The 17,044-nt window shown below is 63.5% G+C and carries 14 protein-coding genes and 1 tRNA gene; 7 read left to right on the forward strand and 8 right to left on the reverse strand.

Annotation, left to right across the window (positions count from 1 at the left end; genetic code table 11):
* Positions 1-28 precede the first annotated feature (28 nt).
* The gene (dinB, locus tag AADV58_RS12500) at positions 29-1,177 is read right to left on the reverse strand and encodes a DNA polymerase IV (protein ID WP_341743349.1); all 1,149 of its coding nucleotides are present in this window, start codon (positions 1,175-1,177) and stop codon (positions 29-31) included.
* A 229-nt stretch (positions 1,178-1,406) separates the two neighbouring features.
* Between dinB and AADV58_RS12505 the strand changes: the two genes are divergently transcribed.
* From AADV58_RS12505 to AADV58_RS12515, 3 genes are all read left to right on the forward strand, one after another.
* Entirely contained in the window at positions 1,407-2,063 is a 657-nt protein-coding gene (locus AADV58_RS12505; protein WP_341743350.1) for a hypothetical protein, read from the forward strand.
* Positions 2,064-2,152: 89 nt separating this feature from the next.
* Entirely contained in the window at positions 2,153-4,069 is a 1,917-nt protein-coding gene (locus AADV58_RS12510; RefSeq protein ID WP_341743351.1) for a B12-binding domain-containing radical SAM protein, read from the forward strand.
* 35 nt (positions 4,070-4,104) lie between these two features.
* Positions 4,105-5,703: a GGDEF domain-containing protein gene (locus tag AADV58_RS12515; protein ID WP_341743352.1), complete on the forward strand. Its 1,599-nt coding sequence runs from the start codon at positions 4,105-4,107 to the stop codon at positions 5,701-5,703.
* Here the strand turns inward: AADV58_RS12515 and AADV58_RS12520 are convergent.
* Positions 5,700-7,055: a sodium-dependent transporter gene (locus AADV58_RS12520; RefSeq protein WP_028995379.1), complete on the reverse strand. Its 1,356-nt coding sequence runs from the start codon at positions 7,053-7,055 to the stop codon at positions 5,700-5,702. The two genes, AADV58_RS12515 and AADV58_RS12520, sit on opposite strands and share 4 nt — an antisense overlap.
* A 116-nt stretch (positions 7,056-7,171) precedes the next feature.
* Here AADV58_RS12520 and AADV58_RS12525 point away from each other — a divergent pair, with 116 nt between their 5' ends.
* Together AADV58_RS12525 and AADV58_RS12530 are read left to right on the forward strand one after the other, a co-directional pair.
* Positions 7,172-8,926: a sensor histidine kinase gene (locus AADV58_RS12525; RefSeq protein ID WP_028995378.1), complete on the forward strand. Its 1,755-nt coding sequence runs from the start codon at positions 7,172-7,174 to the stop codon at positions 8,924-8,926.
* Positions 8,923-9,558 carry a response regulator transcription factor gene (locus AADV58_RS12530; protein WP_028995377.1) on the forward strand — a complete coding sequence of 212 codons (636 nt, stop codon included), beginning with the start codon at positions 8,923-8,925 and terminating at the stop codon, positions 9,556-9,558. Before AADV58_RS12525 ends, AADV58_RS12530 begins: the two co-directional genes overlap by 4 nt.
* A 58-nt stretch (positions 9,559-9,616) precedes the next feature.
* On the opposite strand, the gene AADV58_RS12535 is transcribed toward AADV58_RS12530, so the two are convergent.
* A complete protein-coding gene (locus AADV58_RS12535) occupies positions 9,617-10,606 on the reverse strand; it encodes a c-type cytochrome (protein ID WP_043421525.1) in 990 nt (329 codons plus the stop codon).
* 191 nt (positions 10,607-10,797) lie between these two features.
* On the opposite strand from AADV58_RS12535, the gene parC reads away from it, so the two are divergent.
* Entirely contained in the window at positions 10,798-13,125 is a 2,328-nt protein-coding gene (parC, locus tag AADV58_RS12540; protein WP_341743353.1) for a DNA topoisomerase IV subunit A, read from the forward strand.
* Between the two features lie 16 nt (positions 13,126-13,141).
* On the opposite strand, the gene AADV58_RS12545 is transcribed toward parC, so the two are convergent.
* From AADV58_RS12545 to AADV58_RS12555, 3 genes are all read right to left on the reverse strand, one after another.
* Positions 13,142-14,266: an AI-2E family transporter gene (locus AADV58_RS12545; protein WP_341743354.1), complete on the reverse strand. Its 1,125-nt coding sequence runs from the start codon at positions 14,264-14,266 to the stop codon at positions 13,142-13,144.
* On the reverse strand, positions 14,263-14,739 hold the full coding sequence (locus tag AADV58_RS12550) for a cyclic nucleotide-binding domain-containing protein (RefSeq protein ID WP_081700233.1): 477 nt from the start codon (positions 14,737-14,739) through the stop codon (positions 14,263-14,265). Before AADV58_RS12550 ends, AADV58_RS12545 begins: the two co-directional genes overlap by 4 nt.
* A gap of 106 nt (positions 14,740-14,845) precedes the next feature.
* A complete protein-coding gene (locus AADV58_RS12555; RefSeq protein ID WP_028995373.1) occupies positions 14,846-15,400 on the reverse strand; it encodes a phasin family protein in 555 nt (184 codons plus the stop codon).
* A gap of 230 nt (positions 15,401-15,630) precedes the next feature.
* Between AADV58_RS12555 and AADV58_RS12560 the strand changes: the two genes are divergently transcribed.
* Positions 15,631-16,539 carry a GIY-YIG nuclease family protein gene (locus AADV58_RS12560; protein WP_341743355.1) on the forward strand — a complete coding sequence of 303 codons (909 nt, stop codon included), beginning with the start codon at positions 15,631-15,633 and terminating at the stop codon, positions 16,537-16,539.
* Positions 16,540-16,560: 21 nt separating this feature from the next.
* On the opposite strand, the gene AADV58_RS12565 is transcribed toward AADV58_RS12560, so the two are convergent.
* Together AADV58_RS12565 and AADV58_RS12570 are read right to left on the reverse strand one after the other, a co-directional pair.
* Positions 16,561-16,776: a hypothetical protein gene (locus AADV58_RS12565; protein ID WP_341743356.1), complete on the reverse strand. Its 216-nt coding sequence runs from the start codon at positions 16,774-16,776 to the stop codon at positions 16,561-16,563.
* 141 nt (positions 16,777-16,917) lie between these two features.
* A tRNA-Val gene (locus tag AADV58_RS12570) sits at positions 16,918-16,992 on the reverse strand.
* Between the last annotated feature and the right edge of the window lie 52 nt (positions 16,993-17,044).

Here is a 17,044-nt window from a genome sequence, read left to right on the forward strand (position 1 = left end):
GAATGATAAAGGCAGGCGGGGCCGGCCGCTAAAAGAGTTGCAACTCGGCCTGCACCGCCACCGGGACCGGCGTCGTCGCCGGCGGCTGCAGCCCGGCGGCGCGCACGCCGAGCAGGCGGATGCGTTTGCCGAGCGCGATGCGCTTCAGGCACTGCCCGGCCGCCTGGCGGATCGCCTGGGCATCGGCCAGTGGTTCAGGCAGCGTCAGGTCGCGGGTGACTGTGCTGAAATCGGCAAAGCGCAGCTTGATGCCGATCGTCCGCGCCACCAGCCCCTTGCGCGCGAGGTCGTCGGCGACCCGGGCGCACAGCCCGGTGAAGGCCTCGGACAGCGCCGCCCGGTCGAGGCCGACGTCGAGGTCGCGCTCGAAGGTGCTCTCGCGGCTGACCGACTTGGGGTCGCGCTCTGTCACCAGCGGCCGCTCGTCGATGCCGCGGGCGGCCCGCCACAGCCAGCTGCCGGTGCTGGCGCCGAAGCGGCGCACCAGTTCGCTCTCGGCCACCGCCGCCAGCTGGCCGACCGTGTCGACGCCCATGGCGCGCAGCCGCTCGGCCGCCTTCGGGCCGATGCCGTTGATCTTGCGCGCCGCCAGCGGCCAGATCCGCGTCGGCACGTCGTCGTGGCCGAGGATGGTGATGCCGTCGGGCTTGTCGAGGTCGGAAGCGATCTTGGCCAGCAGCTTGTTCGGGGTGATGCCGATCGAACAGCTCAGCCCGGTCGCCGCGAATACCGCCTGCTTGATCCGCCGGGCCAGCGGCAGGCTGTCCTCGGCGATGCCGCTCAGGTCGATGTAGATCTCGTCGATGCCGCGGTCCTCGATCACCGGCGCGACGCTCGCCACCGCCGCCTTGAAACGCCGCGAGTAGTCGCGGTAGGCGTCGAAGTTGGCCGGCAGCAGGATGGCGTCGGGCGCCAGTTGCGCCGCCTTCATCAGCCCCATCCCGGAAAACACGCCGAGCGCCCGCGCCTCGTAGGTCGAGGTGGTGATCACGCCGCGCCCGACGTAATCGCGCAGCCGGGCAAAACGCAGGCTGCCGTCGGCCTGCTCGACCGGACGGTCGACGCGGCGACCGCCGACGACCACCGGCTGGCCGCGCAGCATCGGGTAATGCTGGAGCTCGACCGACGCGAAGAAGGCGTCCATGTCGAGATGGGCGATGCGGCGATAACTGTTCATATTCACAGTATAAAGCCCGAAAGGCCGCTCGCGCCAGCCTCCGGGTTATCCACGAAATCTGTGGATAAGTCTGTGGAAGCGTACTGGGTGTTGCTGCTAGCCAACTGACGGATAAGCACTTTTGTTGCATTGCTCATTTTCTTTGCACAAGCCGCCCTCGCTTGGCGTACAGTATTGACCTAGTCGTCTCAATGACCCGCAACACCGCATCCTGACCCAGGAGGCCATCATGTCCAGCCCCATCAGTTCCAGCACCGCCGCGCAAGACGCCTATCGCAACCAGGCGGTCAATAGCCGTAATGAGCGGTCGATGAACGCCCTGAGCAACAGCCTGAAGGCTGCCGAGAAAATGGCCAGCGCCATCGGTGCCGACACCACCGGGCTGAAAAATGCCCAGCAACAGGTTTCGCGTGCCACCTCGACGACCGGTGACAACAGTTCGACCAAAGTCACGCTGAGCGCCGACGGCGTCGCCAAACAACAGGCAGAAAGCACGCGCAGCACATCGGCCACGGCACGGCCGGAACGTCGCCAGTTTGCTTCGGTCGACGAAGCCATCGCCTACGGCACCGCCCGTGCGGCCGAGCAGCGCGGTGTTCAACAGAACAGCGCCAACAACGAAGAAAACACCCGGACCCAGGCCAGCAACGGCACGTCCCGCCGTCAATTCGCCTCGGTCGACGAAGCCATTGCCTACGGCACGGCCCGTGCTGCCGAGCAGACTGCCGCTCGCCAGACCAGCGCCACCAACGAGGAAAGCAGCAAGGCTCAGTCCAGCAACAACAACTCGTCGCGCCGTCAGTTCGCTTCCGTTGAAGACGCCATTTCCTACGGTACGCAGCGGGCACTGGAGCAGTACAACAAGCAGAGAACCGTACTCGGCTGAGTCGGCAGCGAACCAGAAACACATCGATCCGGGGCGGCCTGCGGGCCGCCCCATGTCGTTTACCGACGGCAGCGGGTAAACTGCCGGCGATGACCGCCCTACCCGCCCGCCCCCGCCTCCTGTCGGTGATTCCGCCGCTGACGCAGCTGAACACGCCTTACCCGGCGACAGCCTACCTGACGGGCTTCCTGCGTTCGCGCGGCTTCGACGCGGCGCAGGCCGACCTGGCACTGCTCACCGTCCTCGAACTGCTGTCGCCGGCTGGCCTCGAGCAGTTGCGGGCGGCAGCGGAAGCACTGCCGCGCAAGCAGCGCTCGCCGACGATCAAGACCTTCCTCAACCAGTTCGAGCGCTACCGCGTCGCCACCGGGCCGGCACTGGCGCTGCTGCAGGGGCGCGACGGCTCGCTGGCGCACCGCATCTGCACGCGCGCCTTCCTGCCCGAAGGGCCGCGCTTTTCGGCGCTCGACCACTATGTCGACGACGGCAGCGGCGATCCGCTCGGCTGGGCCTTCGGCGCGCTCGGCATCCAGGACCGCGCCCGCCATCTGGCGACGCTCTTCCTCAACGACCTCGCCGACGTCATCCGCGAGGCCGCCGACCCGCGCTTCGAGTTCGTCCGCTACGCCGAATCGCTGGCCCAGAGCCAGCCCAGCTTCGAGCCGCTGGCGCAGGCGCTGGCGGCGCCGCCGACGCCGGTCGATGCGACGCTGGAAAAACTGGCGCTGGCCACGGTCGACCGGGAACAACCGGATATGCTGCTGCTCTCGGTGCCCTTCCCCGGCTCGGTCTATGCCGCCTTTCGCATTGCCCAGGCGGTGAAAGCGAAGTATCCGCAGATCGTCATCGTCCTCGGCGGCGGCTGGGTCAATACCGAGTTGCGCGAACTGGCTGAGCCGCGTGTCTTCGATTACGTCGACTACGTCACGCTTGATGACGGCGAAGCACCGCTGCTGGCGCTGATCGAGCACCTCGCCGGGCAGCGGCCGCGCCTCAACCTGCTGCGCACCTTCACCCGCGTCGACGGCGCCGTGCGCTGGTTCACCAGCGGCGAGCCGGACGTGCCGTTCGAGGACGTCGGCACGCCGACCTGGGACGGCCTGCCGCTCGACCGTTACCTGTCGCTGCTCGACATGCTCAATCCGATGCACCGTCTGTGGTCGGACGGGCACTGGAACAAGCTGACCGTCGCGCACGGCTGCTATTGGAAGAAGTGCAGCTTCTGCGACGTCAGCCTCGACTACATCTCGCGCTTCGAAGCCGCCAACGCCAGCACGCTGGTCGACCGCATCGAGCGCATCGTCGACGAGACCGGCCACAGCGGCTTCCATTTCGTCGACGAAGCAGCACCGCCGAAGGCCCTGCGCGCGCTGGCCGAGGAACTGCAGCGGCGCAATCTGGCGATTTCCTGGTGGGGCAACGTCCGCTTCGAGAAGTCGTTCACGCCCGAACTCTGCCTGCAGCTCGCCGACAGCGGCTGCATCGCCATTTCCGGCGGCCTGGAGGTTGCCTCCGATCGCCTGCTGGCGCTGATGAAAAAAGGCGTCTCGGTCGACCAGGTGGCGCGCGTCACCCGCGCCTTCACGGACGCCGGCATCCTGGTCCACGCCTACCTGATGTACGGCTTCCCGACGCAGACCGTGCAGGACACGGTCGATGCGCTGGAATACGTGCGCCAGCTATTCGCCGAAGGCTGCATCCAGTCCGGCTTCTTTCACCGCTTCGCGTGCACCGTGCATTCGCCGGTCGGGCGCGATCCGGCGGCATACGGCATCACGCTCAAACCGGAAGCGTTCAAGGGCTTCGCCAAAAACGACGTGGCCTTCATCGACCCGACCGGCACCGACCACGCCAGCCTCGGTAAGGGATTGAACAAGGCGCTGTACAACTACATGCACGGCATCTGCCTCGACGACGACGTCCGCCGCTGGTTCGACGAACGCATGCCCAAACCCCGGGTCAAACGCGACTTCATCGGCCGGGCGCTCAGCAGCAATCTCGCGTAAGCTTGCAGCCGCCCCAACCGAAACCTCATGCCAAGATGAGATTGTGCCTCCGCGCCGACAGCCTGACCACCCGACTGATCCTGCTCGGTTCGGCGCTGCTGCTCGTCGGCGCCCTGGGTCGTATGATCTTTCTCAGCAGCTATCTGCGCAACGACCTGACCCAGCTGACCTCGGCCCAACTGACGTCGATCGCCCACTATGCTGCGCAGGACGTCGATCGCGACATCGTCGCCCGCCGCGACCTGCTCACTCACCTGGCCAGCAAACTGCCGCCTGCGCTGCTCGGTAGACCGGCTCAACTGCGCGCCTGGCTACAGGAGCGCCAGGAAACAAATCCGCTGTTCTCGCGCGGCCTGTTCGTACTCGACACCGCAGGACAGATCATCGCCGACTTCCCGGCGGTGCCCGGCCGTGCCGGCAGTTCGGCCGCTGATCGTGACTACTTCCGCCAAGCCAGCCAGGGCCACTTGGCGGTTGGACAGCCTACGACCGGTCGTATTGCTCCATTTCCCATCCTGCCGATGGCGGCGCCACTGCTCGATGACGGTGGATCGGTACGCGGAATTCTCGTCGGTGTTTCGGAATTGCAGTCGGGAAACTTCCTGGCCACGTTGTACACCACCCGAATCGGAAAAACCGGCGGTCTACTGCTGATCTCGCCACGCGACAAGCTGTTCGTCGGCGCCTCCGACCCGACGATGATCCTCGCCCCGACGCCTGCCCCCGGCATCAACCCGCTGCACGACCTGGCCATGAACGGCTTTCGCGGCACAGGCATCACCGTCAACGCCAAGGGCGTCGAGGAAATCGTGGCTACCGCCTCGGTGCCAAGCCTTGATTGGTTCGTCGTTGCCCGTCTGCCAACCAGCGAAGCGCATGGCTCGGTCAGCCGATTGATCCACTACATCCTGCGCAATACGGTGATCATCCTGCCGCTGTTCATCCTGGCAATGATCCTGATCATGCGCCGGATGATGCGTCCGCTGATGGAAACGGCCAAGCGGGCCGACCGCATGACCCAGGGCGAACTGCCGCTGGAGCCGCTACCGGTCGCACGCAACGACGAGGTCGGCCACCTGACCGCAGCCTTCAACCGGGTGCTGTCGAAGCTCCTGGAAAGCCAGGCCGAACTCAGCCACATGGCGCATCACGACCAGTTGACCGGCCTGCCCAACCGCAAGCTGCTGGCCGACCGGATGAAACTGGCGCTGGCCCGCGCGCACCGCAACGACGGCTGGGTTGCCGTGCTGTTTCTCGATCTCGACGGTTTCAAGCCGATCAACGACCGCCACGGCCACGAAACCGGCGACCTGGCCCTGCGCGAAGTGGCCAACCGGCTATTGGCGGTGATCCGCCGCGAAGACACGCTGGCTCGCGTCGGCGGCGATGAATTCGTCGTCCTGCTCTCCGACCTTGACGCATCGGCGGGCGAAACCGCCGAACGGGTGGCCGACAAATGCCTGGCCGTCTTCGCCACGCCGTTCGACCTCCCTGCTGGTTCATGCGTACTCGGCACCTCGATCGGCATCGCCATCGGCGACGGCAACTGCGACCAGGACCGCCTGCTGATCGCCGCCGACCAGGCCATGTACCGCGCCAAGGAAGCCGGGCGCGGTCGCTATTGCCTGGCTTAGCCGAGCACTCCGATCACGTTCAGGAAGATGACCACGATCGCCACCGGCGAAACGAAGCGCACCACGTTGTACCACATGGCAAACGCACGACCGCTGAGGCCGATTTCGTCGGCCACATGCGAGCGCTTCATCACCCAGGCGGCAAACAGGGCAATCAGCAGGCCGGCCAGCGGCATCATGATCTTGCTGGTCAGCGTGTCGAGCAGATCGAACAGGCCCAGCCCGAAGACGGTGAAACCGCTCCAGTCGTTGAACGACAAGGCAACCGCGATGCCGAGCAACCACACGCCGGCACACAGCAACAACACCGCCGCCGGCCGGCTCATGTCGAAACGCTCGACCAGCAGGGTCACGCCCGGCTCCAGCAGCGAGATGGCCGAACTCCAGGCGGCAAAGACCACCAGCACGAAGAACAGCACGCCGATGAAATGCCCGCCCGGCATCTGCGAGAAAGCCAGCGGCAAGGTCTGCAGGATCAGGCCGGGACCGGCCGCCGGCTCCAGCCCCTGGGCGAAGACGATGGCAAAGATCGACAGCCCGGAAAGAATCGCCACCAGCGTGTCGGCACCGGCAATATAGAGGCAGGTGCGCGGAATCGACACATTGCGTTCGAGATACGAACCGTAGGTGATGATCGCCCCCATGCCCAGGCTGAGCGTGAAGAAGGCGTGCCCCATGGCGGCAAACAGCACGCTGCGGTTGATTGCCTCCGGCTCGAAGTGGAACAGGAAGCGGAAAGCTGCTGGCAGATCGGCGGCAACCGCACCGTAGCCGAGCAGGAAAACGAGGATGGCGAACAGCGCCGGCATCATGATCTTGTTGGCCCGTTCGATGCCGCGCGTCACGCCGCCGAGCACCACCAGCCCGCACATGCCCATGAAGGCGGTATGCCACAGGATCATCCGCTTCGGATCGGCCAGCAGCGCCCCGAAGGCCTCGCCGAAAGCCTCTTTGGGCAAGGCTTCAAAACCCTCGACCGCACGTACCGTGTATTCGAGCACCCAGCCGGCAACCACACTGTAGAACGACAGGATCAGGAAGGCACCGACGATCCCGATGTAGCCGATCACCTGCCACAAGCGGCTGGCGCCGGCCTCATCGGCGAGCAGGCGCATGCTGCCCACCGGACTGCTCTGGCCGCGCCGGCCGAGCAGGGTTTCCGCCATCAGCAGCGGCACGCCGATACCGACGATGCAGGCAAGATAGACCAACACAAAGGCGCTGCCGCCATTGACGCCGGTCATGTACGGAAACTTCCAGATATTGCCCAGACCAACCGCCGAACCGATGGTCACCAGAATGAAGGCCCAGCGGCTGGACCAGTGGGCGCGTGGCGCGTGCGAAGTTGTCATGAGCAGACCGAATTTGGCAAACCCATGATTTTATTAATTTCACCGACTACTGAAACCTAGGGATTTCACCAATGGCTCGCTGCACGCACAGGCAAATCGGTTAACATCGGCACACGATGCGACTCCTGATTTTCCTGCTGCTCGCGCTGCCAACCCTGGCCCTAGCCGGTGATATCCGCATTGGTATCCTGGCCTGGCTAGGGGAAGACACCGCCCAAACGCAATGGCAACCGTTAGGTGAGGCGCTATCAAAATCGCTTCCCGATCATCCCATCAAACTGCGCTACCTAGACCTCCATCAACTCGAGGCTGCAATCGCCGCTGGCGAGATCGATTTCGTCGTCACAAACCCCGGGCATTATGTTGTTCTCGAAGCGCGGCACGGTGTCACACGCATTGCCACCCAATTAATCGAGCCGGGTCAGGACTCTGCCCATGCAGTAGGTTCGGCGGTCATCGTGCGCGCCCAACGCAAAGATCTGGAGACCCTCGACAACTTGCGTGGGCAGCGGCTTGCTGCAGTATCGCCAGAAGCATTCGGCGGCTATCAGGTAATCTGGGCCGAACTCAAGCGTCGCAACATTGACCCGGAAAATCACGATTTCCTTCCTCTATACACCGATTACCCGATGTCACGTGTCATCGACGCCGTCCGCAACGGTCAAGCCGATGCGGGTGCGATCCGGAGCTGCCTGCTTGAACAGCTGATCCGCGAAGGAAGCGTCAACAACGACGAGTTTCGAGTCCTTTCGCCACAGGGATCGGACAGCCCCTGCCAGAGTTCATCACCCGCATATCCTGGCTGGGCCTTCGCCGCCGCCAAGAAAACGCCAGAAGCCCTGTCACGCGAGGTAATGATCGCACTGCTCTCGCTTCAACGCACCGACAGCGTCCTCCATTGGGGCGTCCCAGCTGACTACCACCCGGTGCACGAAATGCTGCGCGGGCTTCAGATCGCCCCATACGATTTCCTGCGCGAACATCGCCTGGCCTCACAAATTCACCGCTACTGGCCACTTGGGGCGGCGATACTGGTATTCATGCTGCTCTGGCTGGCTTACACCTTGCGCGTTGAGGTTCTGGTCCAGCGACGCACCCGCGAACTGTCCGCTGCGCTGAGTGCACGCGACGAACTGGAAGAGAACATTCGCACCCAGCAACAGCAGATGGAGCACTTGTCACGCCTATCCATACTCGGCGAATTATCAGGAACCCTGGCCCACGAACTCAACCAGCCGCTCGCAACCATCGGCAACTACGCCCACAGCCTGACCCGACGACTGAATGCCGGACGCCTGTCGAATGAAGCGGTCGCTCAGGCAGCGGGGGAAATCGCCAACGAATCCGAACGAGCTGCACAGATACTTGAAAGTATCCGCGACTTCGCCCGCAAGCGCGTCCAACCCAGGGAAAGGCGCAACGTTGTTGCATTGACCGAGGAGTCAAGCCGTTTATTTCGCGGCATGCTGGCCCGCGCACCGGACATTCTCCTCAACAACCAGCTGGGGGACACACCCAGCGATGTCGAAGTCGATCCATTGCAGATTCAGCAGGTCCTGCTCAATCTGCTGAAAAATGCGGTCGACGCGCATCGCACCGCAGGCGATGCCGGCTTGCCGATCAGAATCAGCCTTGACAGACAAGGGGAACAAATCCGGGTCAGCGTCCGCGATCACGGGATCGGTCTGAACGAAGATGCGCGAAAACACCTGTTCGAGCCTTTCTTCACAACCAAACCGGATGGCATGGGCCTCGGGCTGTCAATCTGCAAGCGAATCATCGAAGCGCATGCCGGCCAACTGGCGGCCGAACAGCCGTCGGATGGCCCCGGACTATCCGTTTCCTTTACTTTACCCGCAGCTTGCCCATGAACCGCACGGAATCCCACGCCATCATTCACGTCATCGATGATGAAGCCCCCTTTCGCCGTTCACTGATTTTTCTGCTCGAGTCGGCTGGCTGGCTAGCCAAGGGCCACGAATCCGGCGAAGCATTTCTCGACCACTTGCCAGATTTTCCAGTCGGCGGTGGCTGTCTGGTACTCGACATCCGCATGCCCAGGATTAGCGGACTTGAATTGCAGCGCCGTCTCCTGGCGACCGCTTCCCCTTGGCCAATCATTTTCATGACCGGGCACGGCGACGTTGATCTGGCAGTTCAGGCAATGAAAGACGGTGCCATCGATTTCCTTCAGAAACCCTTCAAGGACCAGGTTTTTCTCGATACGGTAGAACGCGCCGTAGGCATCAGCCAGGAACGCCAGCAGGCAAGTCAACGCTGTCAGGATGCCCGCCACCTGCTTGCCCGGCTATCGCCACGTGAGAGCGAGGTCGGGCGCCTCCTGGCGCGTGGACTGTCAAACAAGGAAATTGCCCGCGAACTATCGATCAGCGACAACACCGTACATGTCCACCGCCAGCATGTGATGGAAAAAACCGGCACTGGCAGTGCGGCCGAACTGGCCCGCTTGATCCTGCGCGCTGACCCTAACGGCCTCGATTGAGTGAAAAAAGGGCCAGCCCCATCAATGGGCTGACCCGACTGTCAGAACATCTAGTTACCTACTTCACGGCCTGCTTCGCCTTGTACTCTGCCTCCAGTTGCTTGGCCTTTTCGAGGAGCGGCGGGAACGGACCATACTTGTGCTGATCCGGCGTTGCACCATGCACATACGGGGGAAAAGACGCATCAATCGGCTTGTTCCAGCGAGCCGGAAAATCCCGGTCAAGATGTTTCTTGTGCGGACGCGGCTTGGACACCATGTAAGCAGCAACGTCATAGGCTTCATCAACGCTGAGTGTCGGATTGAGATGGCTGGTGCCCTGCGGCATATTGTGCAGGATATAGCGATAGGCCATCAGCAGGCGATTCATGCCAGCACCATCATTGAAGGAGTCAGCTCCCCACAATGGCGGAAAAACATACCCCTGAGCATCACCCTTGACGCCAACCCGTACCCCCTCGCCATTGGCCCCATGACAGGCGGCGCACTGGGCGACATACACCGCCTCCCCTGCAGCCAGATCGGCACGCCGATTCGGCGCTCTGGCGCGCTTGGTGGCCGCCCCTTCAATCTCGGCACCGACCGGAATGCCGCGTGACAGGAAATGGATATAGGTCACATAGGCTTTCATTTCCCGGGACTCGAACGGCAGTGCCTTACCACTCATACTGCGCTGCATGCAGCCATTGACCCGGTCTTCGACCGTACTCAGGTCATCCTCGCGACCCCGGTACTGGGGAAAGGCAGCCGTGACTCCTGTCCAAGGCATGGCAAACGGCTTGGTTGCATTATCCTGGTGGCAGGATGCGCAAGCCAGGTTATTGCCGGCAAAGCGCATTTTCTTGTCTTTCACTTCAGGGCCGATGTGAGCGAAGGTGCGCGTGGTCAATTCATGGCCGTAGCGGACCAGACGGCCGTAATGGTCATCCGGCAGATCCTCGATTTTCTGTACCGGACGATCGAACAGGCTGACCTTGGTCTCGCTTGCCAGGACCGGAACTGCCACAGCGGTGGCCAGCAGACCGAACACCCATTGACGTGCATTCATGATTCACTCCTTGAGTTATTTTTCAACGCACCCAGTCTAGAAAGAGCTGGTCTGCGCCTCAATTACCCCCTTCAGGGATAGGGATAATCGAAACCGGTTATGGACAAGCCCAGCAAATGCATGGCTTCGCATGGGATGCCAGGTGCCAAATCGGTTAACATCGCGCTCGCCCGATGCAACTGCAGAACGCCATGAACGACCAATTCGATCTCTTCTCCGCCCCGCCCGCCGACCCCGAAGCTGCGCTGCCGCCCGGCGAGCCGCCCCTGCCGCCCGCCGCGCAAGGCCCGGCCGAAGACATCCCGACGCCGGCCGACTACGCCGCCCGCCGCTATCTCGAATACGCGATGAGCGTGGTCACCGGCCGCGCCCTGCCGGCCAACGCCGACGGCCAGAAGCCGGTGCAGCGGCGCATCCTCTACGCGATGCACCGGATGGGCCTGTACAAGAGCCCGAAGCACGTCAAATCGGCGCGCGTCGTCGGCGACGTGATCGGTAAATACCACCCGCACGGCGACTCGTCGGTGTACGACGCGATGGTGCGCATGGCCCAGGACTGGAGCCTGCGCTACCCGGTGGTCGACGGCCAGGGCAACTTCGGCTCGCGCGACGGCGACAACGCCGCCGCCATGCGCTACACCGAAACCCGGCTGACGCCGATTGCCGAACTGCTGCTCGCCGAACTCGACGAAGGCACGGTGGACTGGAAGCCGAATTACGACGGGGTCAATGACGAACCCTGCCTGCTGCCGGCGCGCCTGCCCTTCTGCCTGCTGAACGGCGCCTCCGGCATCGCCGTCGGCATGGCCACCGAAATCCCCTCGCACAACCTGCGCGAGATCGCCAGCGCCGCCGTCGCGCTGATCCGCGACCCGGCCACCAGCGAGGACGAAATCCTGCGCCTGGTGCCCGGCCCGGATTACCCGGGCGGCGCCCAGATCATCTCGACGCCCGAGGAAATCGCCGCCACCTACAAGAGCGGTCGCGGCAGCCTGCGCGTGCGCGCCAAATGGAAGATCGAGCCGCTGGCGCGCGGCCAGTGGCGCCTGGTCGTCACCGAACTGCCGCCGGGCGTGTCCACGGCCACCGTGATGTCCGAGATTGAAGCCTGCTCCAACCCGGTGGCCAAGGAAAAGGCCGGCAAGAAGGTGTTCACGCCGGAACAGCTCAACCTCAAGGCGGCCTTCCTCTCGGCCATTGGCGAAAGCGGCGTGCGCGACGAATCGGGCAAGGAACACGACGTCCGCCTGGTCATCGAACCGGCCAGCTCGCGCCAGGGCCAGGACGATCTGGTCCGCCTGCTGCTCGCTCACACCAGCCTGGAGACCAACGCCTCGATCAACCTGACGCTGCTCGGCCTGACCGGCTCGCCGCGCCAAGGCACGCTCTACGACATGATCGCCGAATGGTGCCGCTTCCGGCTGGCGACTGTGGAAAAGCGCACCCGCCACCGGCTGTCTGCCGCCGAACGGCGCATCCACATCCTCGAAGGCCGGCAGGCGATCCTGCTCGACATCGACCGCGTGATCAAGGTCATCCGCGAATCGGACGACCCCAAGGCCGACCTGATCGCCCATTTCAAGCTCTCGGAAATCCAGGCCGAGGACATCCTGGAAATCCGCCTGCGCCAGCTGGCCCGCCTCGAAGGCATCAAGATCGGCGAGGAACTGGCCAAGCTGCGCGAAGAAGCCGCCGGCCTCAACAAGCTGCTCGATTCGGAAACCGCATTGCGCGCCTGCGTCGCCGCCGAAATCGAAGCCGACGCCAAGAAATACGGCGACGACCGCCGCACCCTGATCGAAACCGCCGAACGCGTCACCCTGTCGGACGCCAAGAACGTCTCGATCCCCGACGAGCCGACCACGCTGATCGTCTCCAAGCACGGCTGGCTGCGCTCGCGCACCGGTCACAACGTCGATCCGGCGCAACTGACTTTCCGCTCCGGCGACAGCCTGCTCGCCTGCATTCCCTGCCGCACGGTCAACCACCTGATCCTGCTCGACACCAAGGGCCGCGCCTACTCCATCCCCGCCGCCGACCTGCCCGGCGGCAAGGGCGACGGCGTCCCCGCCACCTCGCTGGTCGATTTCCAGGACGGCGGCAAATTGCTGCTCGCCCAGGCCGTCGCCGCCGACAAGCTGTATCTGGTCGCCGGGGAAAGCGGCTACGGCTTCCGCGTCAAGGGCGAGGACCTGCTCTCGCGCGGCAAGGCCGGCAAGGCCTTCCTCAGCCTCGACGACGGCGAAGCCCCGGCCATCTTCCAGCCGGCCCCGGCCGACGGCGACATTGCGGCGTTCACCAAGGACGGTCGCGCCCTGGTCTTCCCGCTCGAAGAAATCCGCCTGCTCGGCAAAGGCCGCGGCCTCAAACTGATCGACGCCGCCCCCGGCAAGACCGCACTGGAAACCATCGAACCCGTCATCGACGGCGTCGCCGGCAAACTCAAGGGCGAACGCCTGGAAACCTGCCGCGGCAACCGTGGCGGCAAGGGCAAGCCGGTGAAGGCGCCGCGCAAGTAAGGCGCGGCGGGTTCGCTCAATCGATCCGCAGATCGCGCGTTACCCGCCGCAGCTCAAGCGCTTTGGCATGGGCGTGTCGCGCGTGCAGGCGCGGGTCGGTGAGTAGCTGGCCAGCGGATTCGCCGAGCACCATGACCACGCCGAGGACCGGCAGCACCAGCATCAGGCCGGGGACGCCGGCGACGGCGCCGCCGATGAAGATCATCAGCACGGTGACCAGCGGGTGCATGTTCAGGCTTTTACCCACCGTCACCGGCATGAAGACGAAGTCGTCGAGCAGGCGCACGGCGACGAACAGGCCGATGGCGGCGTAAGCGACGCCCGGCTGGCCGGGGAAATCGGTGGCGACGACCAGCACCACCAGCAGGCAGCCGATGACCGAGCCGACGAAGGGAATCCAGGCCAGCACGGCGGCCACCAAGCCGAGCATCAGCGCACCGTCGATGCCGATCACCCACAAGCCGGCGGCCAGACACAGGGTATCGAGCAGGGTCAGTTGCAGCAGGCCGACGAAATACTGCCGCGCCGTGCGATCCACCGCGTCGATCAGCGCCAGGCTGCGCTCGAAATAGGCATTGGGCACGGCACGCAGTAGCAGGCGGCGAAAACGCCAGCCGTCGCGCAGCATGAAAAAGGCGATGAATGGGACCAACAGCAGCGAAGGCGACCAGACCATCAGCCCCATGACAATGCCCGGCAGGTACTTTTCGGTGAAATGTTCGAAGAAACCGCCCAGCTGGGTTTCCAGCATGGCCCGCGCACCGCTTTCGGCGAGGAAGGCGGAACGCGCTTCAAGATCGCTGAGGACGTCGGTCAGCAGGCGGATGCCGCCACCGATGTAGCGCAACAGGGTTTCGTGCAGACCGGCCACGTCGCCGAGCAAGCGCGGAAAACCATAGACGACCGGGAGCGCGAACACGAGAAACGCCGCCACGCTGACCATGGCCGCGGCGGCGTCGTGCGACACCCCCCGCAGCAGCAGGCGCAGCTTCAGCGGCGCCAGCAGGTAATGCAGAACCAGCGCCAGGATGAAGGGCACGACCAGCCACAGGATTTTCTGGAAGAAGAACAGCAGCAGACAGGTGGCCAGGATGTTTCCCGTCCACACCAGCGGCCCGGCCCGGTAACGCAGCAGGCTCACGATGCTTCCCTGGCTGGCGCAAGTTCGAGCATGGCGCGCAGGCGGCGACCGAGATGGCGCGCCAGTTGCAGCGAAATGCAGGAAGCGATGCGGGCGTGCGAGACCATCAGGCGGTCGAATTCGGTACGCGGCAGGACGACCAGCGTCGTCGGCTCCAGCGCCCGGATCTGCGCCGAACGCGGCGCACCGTCGAGCAGGCCCATTTCGCCGAAGAACTCACCGGCGACGAGTTCGGCCAGCGGTTTATCACCCGCCCCCTCGGCGATGACGGCAACACGGCCGCTGACGACGACATACAGCGCCTGACCGTCTTCCCCGGCATCGAAAACGACTTCGTCGGGCAGAAACTGGCGCTCATGGGCAAATGCCTCGACCACGCGCAATTCGCGTACGCCGAGATCGCTGAACAATGCCGTACCGCTGAGCCGGTGCCCAGCCCGGCTTTTTCCCCGCTCAAGCCAATGCCACTTCATGACGCCCCCCGTTCATTCCTGCGGCATTCTAGCGCAGCTACGAACGCACAAAAGAAAACCGGGGCCGCAGCCCCGGTTTGTCGTGCATCGTCAGGCGACGATCAGATCAAGCAGCCTTCTTGGCGGCAGCCTTCGGGGCAGCAGCGGTGGTGGCCTTGATCGTGGCTTCGGTCGCAGCGGAAACGCTGGCTTCGGCAACTTCGGCAGCCTGCTTGGCAACCTTGTTCAGGCCGTCCATGGCTTCGTTGGCGGACTTGATCGCGGTCTTGACAGCGGCAACGGCAACTTCGGAACCAGCCGGGGCGGAAGCCAGGGCCTTTTCAACCAGATTGGTGACCTTGGCGTTGGTATCGGCGACGTGCGATTCAACTTCCTTGGTGATCTTTTCCTTGGCATCGGTCGCGATGGCGATCACGTTGCGCGAGTACTCGACACCCTTTTCGATCGACGGGGCAGCAATGCCCTTCTGCAGTTCAACCAGGGACTGGATGTCCTTGACGCCGAGCAGGGCGTTCATGTTGGACACATAGGCCTCGAAAACCGAACGCGAAGCGGACAGGTTCAGGACAGCCAGACGCTCGATGCCATCGAAAGCGGTGTTGGCAAAGAACAGGGCAAAGTTGAAGCCGGACTTGGCGAACTCTTCAGGTTTGATGGTCATTTTGATTCTCCGTGGGGGTTGGGTGATTCCTGATCTGCATATGTTGCAATGCAGCATGGACGTATTCTATCTACTGACGAAATCATGTCAAGACAATTTTGTGCATCGCACCATTTTTGCTTTTTGACGACGATGCAGCGATCCTGACAGCGACACAGGCTAACAAATCGGCATTTCAAAATGGCGGCAATATCGTGACAATTCGGGGATCAGCCACCTGCGCTCCCCCAATGCCGGAAAAAAACGCCAAGCCCTGGTTCCTCTACCTCATCGAATGCATCGACGGCAGCATCTACACCGGCATCACAACCGACGTGAAGGCGCGCTATGCCGTGCACTGCGCCGGCAAAGGCGCGCGTTACACGCGTGCCCGGCCGCCGGTAGAATTGCTGGCCTGGCAGATGCAGCCTGATCGCGCCGCCGCCGCCCGCGCCGAATACCGGGTCAAGCAACTGTCACCCCAGCAAAAACGCCAACTCGCCCGGAACCTCGCCATGCAGATCCAGCTTTCCCCGGCCATTCAACTGCTCCACGAAACGCGCCACGCCGTCCTCAGCACGCACTCGACCCAGTTGCCCGGTTTTCCCTTTGGCACAGCCGTACCGCTGGTGCTCGACGAGCGGCAACAACCACTGCTGCTGATCAGCGCACTGGCCGAGCACACCAAGAACCTGCTCGCCGACAGCCGGGCCAGCCTGGCCGTCGTCGAGGCCGGCAAGGACAACGTGCAGGACGCCGCGCGCATCACGCTGGTCGGCCGCTGCGAGCCTTGTGAAGCTTCAACGGCCCTGGTCGAGCGCTACCTCCGCTACCAGCCCGAGGCGGCGCAGTATCTCCAGCTTGATTTCATGTTCTTCCGACTGGTCCCGGAACGCGCCCGTTTCATCGGCGGCATCGGCCGCATGGGCTGGATCGACGGCGCGGACTGGCAAGCGCTGCCCGGATTCACCTTGGCAGAGGAACAACAACTGATGACGGAAATCGAACCACTATTGCCTACCCAGGTACGCATGCTCGGCATCGACGCGTTCGGTATCGATATTGACGACGCGGGTCAGCGCTGCCGTCGGCAATTTGCCCAGGCAAACAGCTTTGATGAAGCCAGAAAGACACTGACCGGGTTATTCTCGGCGAACTGACCGGGGATCGTCACCAGACAGTTAACAATCTTCGTCCAGATGGACAGAACACGGCCCGACCGGCGACAGGCCCGCCACCTTGCCGAAGTTCGCGGTCTTGCGCGCAATCGACATCGCGTCCTTGGCCACAATCGGGGCGCCGCGATGAATGTGGATCAGCACATTGCTTCCGGAACGCGAGCGAACCTGCGCCACCCAGTGATTGCAGGCAATTTCCGTCTGATTCTGCAAACTCATGAAAGCCTCCGAACAGAAGTCGCGATTGTCGGACAGAAACGCATGACAGACTGTACGGGAACGTAACCGCAGCTTACTTGCCGATGGAAGCGCTGCAGGAACGAAAAAGCCCGATCCGGGATCGGGCCTTCAGGTGCTCGATGGTGGGCGGTACTGGGTTCGAACCAGTGACCCCTGCCGTGTGAAGGCAGTGCTCTACCACTGAGCTAACCGCCCATCGTCCTGGTTCCTCAAGGGTTTCCCCTCTGTGGGCTTTACCGTAGCCCCT

Source organism: Azonexus hydrophilus (genome assembly GCF_038368255.1).
GTDB classification, from domain to species: Bacteria; Pseudomonadota; Gammaproteobacteria; order Burkholderiales; family Rhodocyclaceae; genus Azonexus; species Azonexus hydrophilus.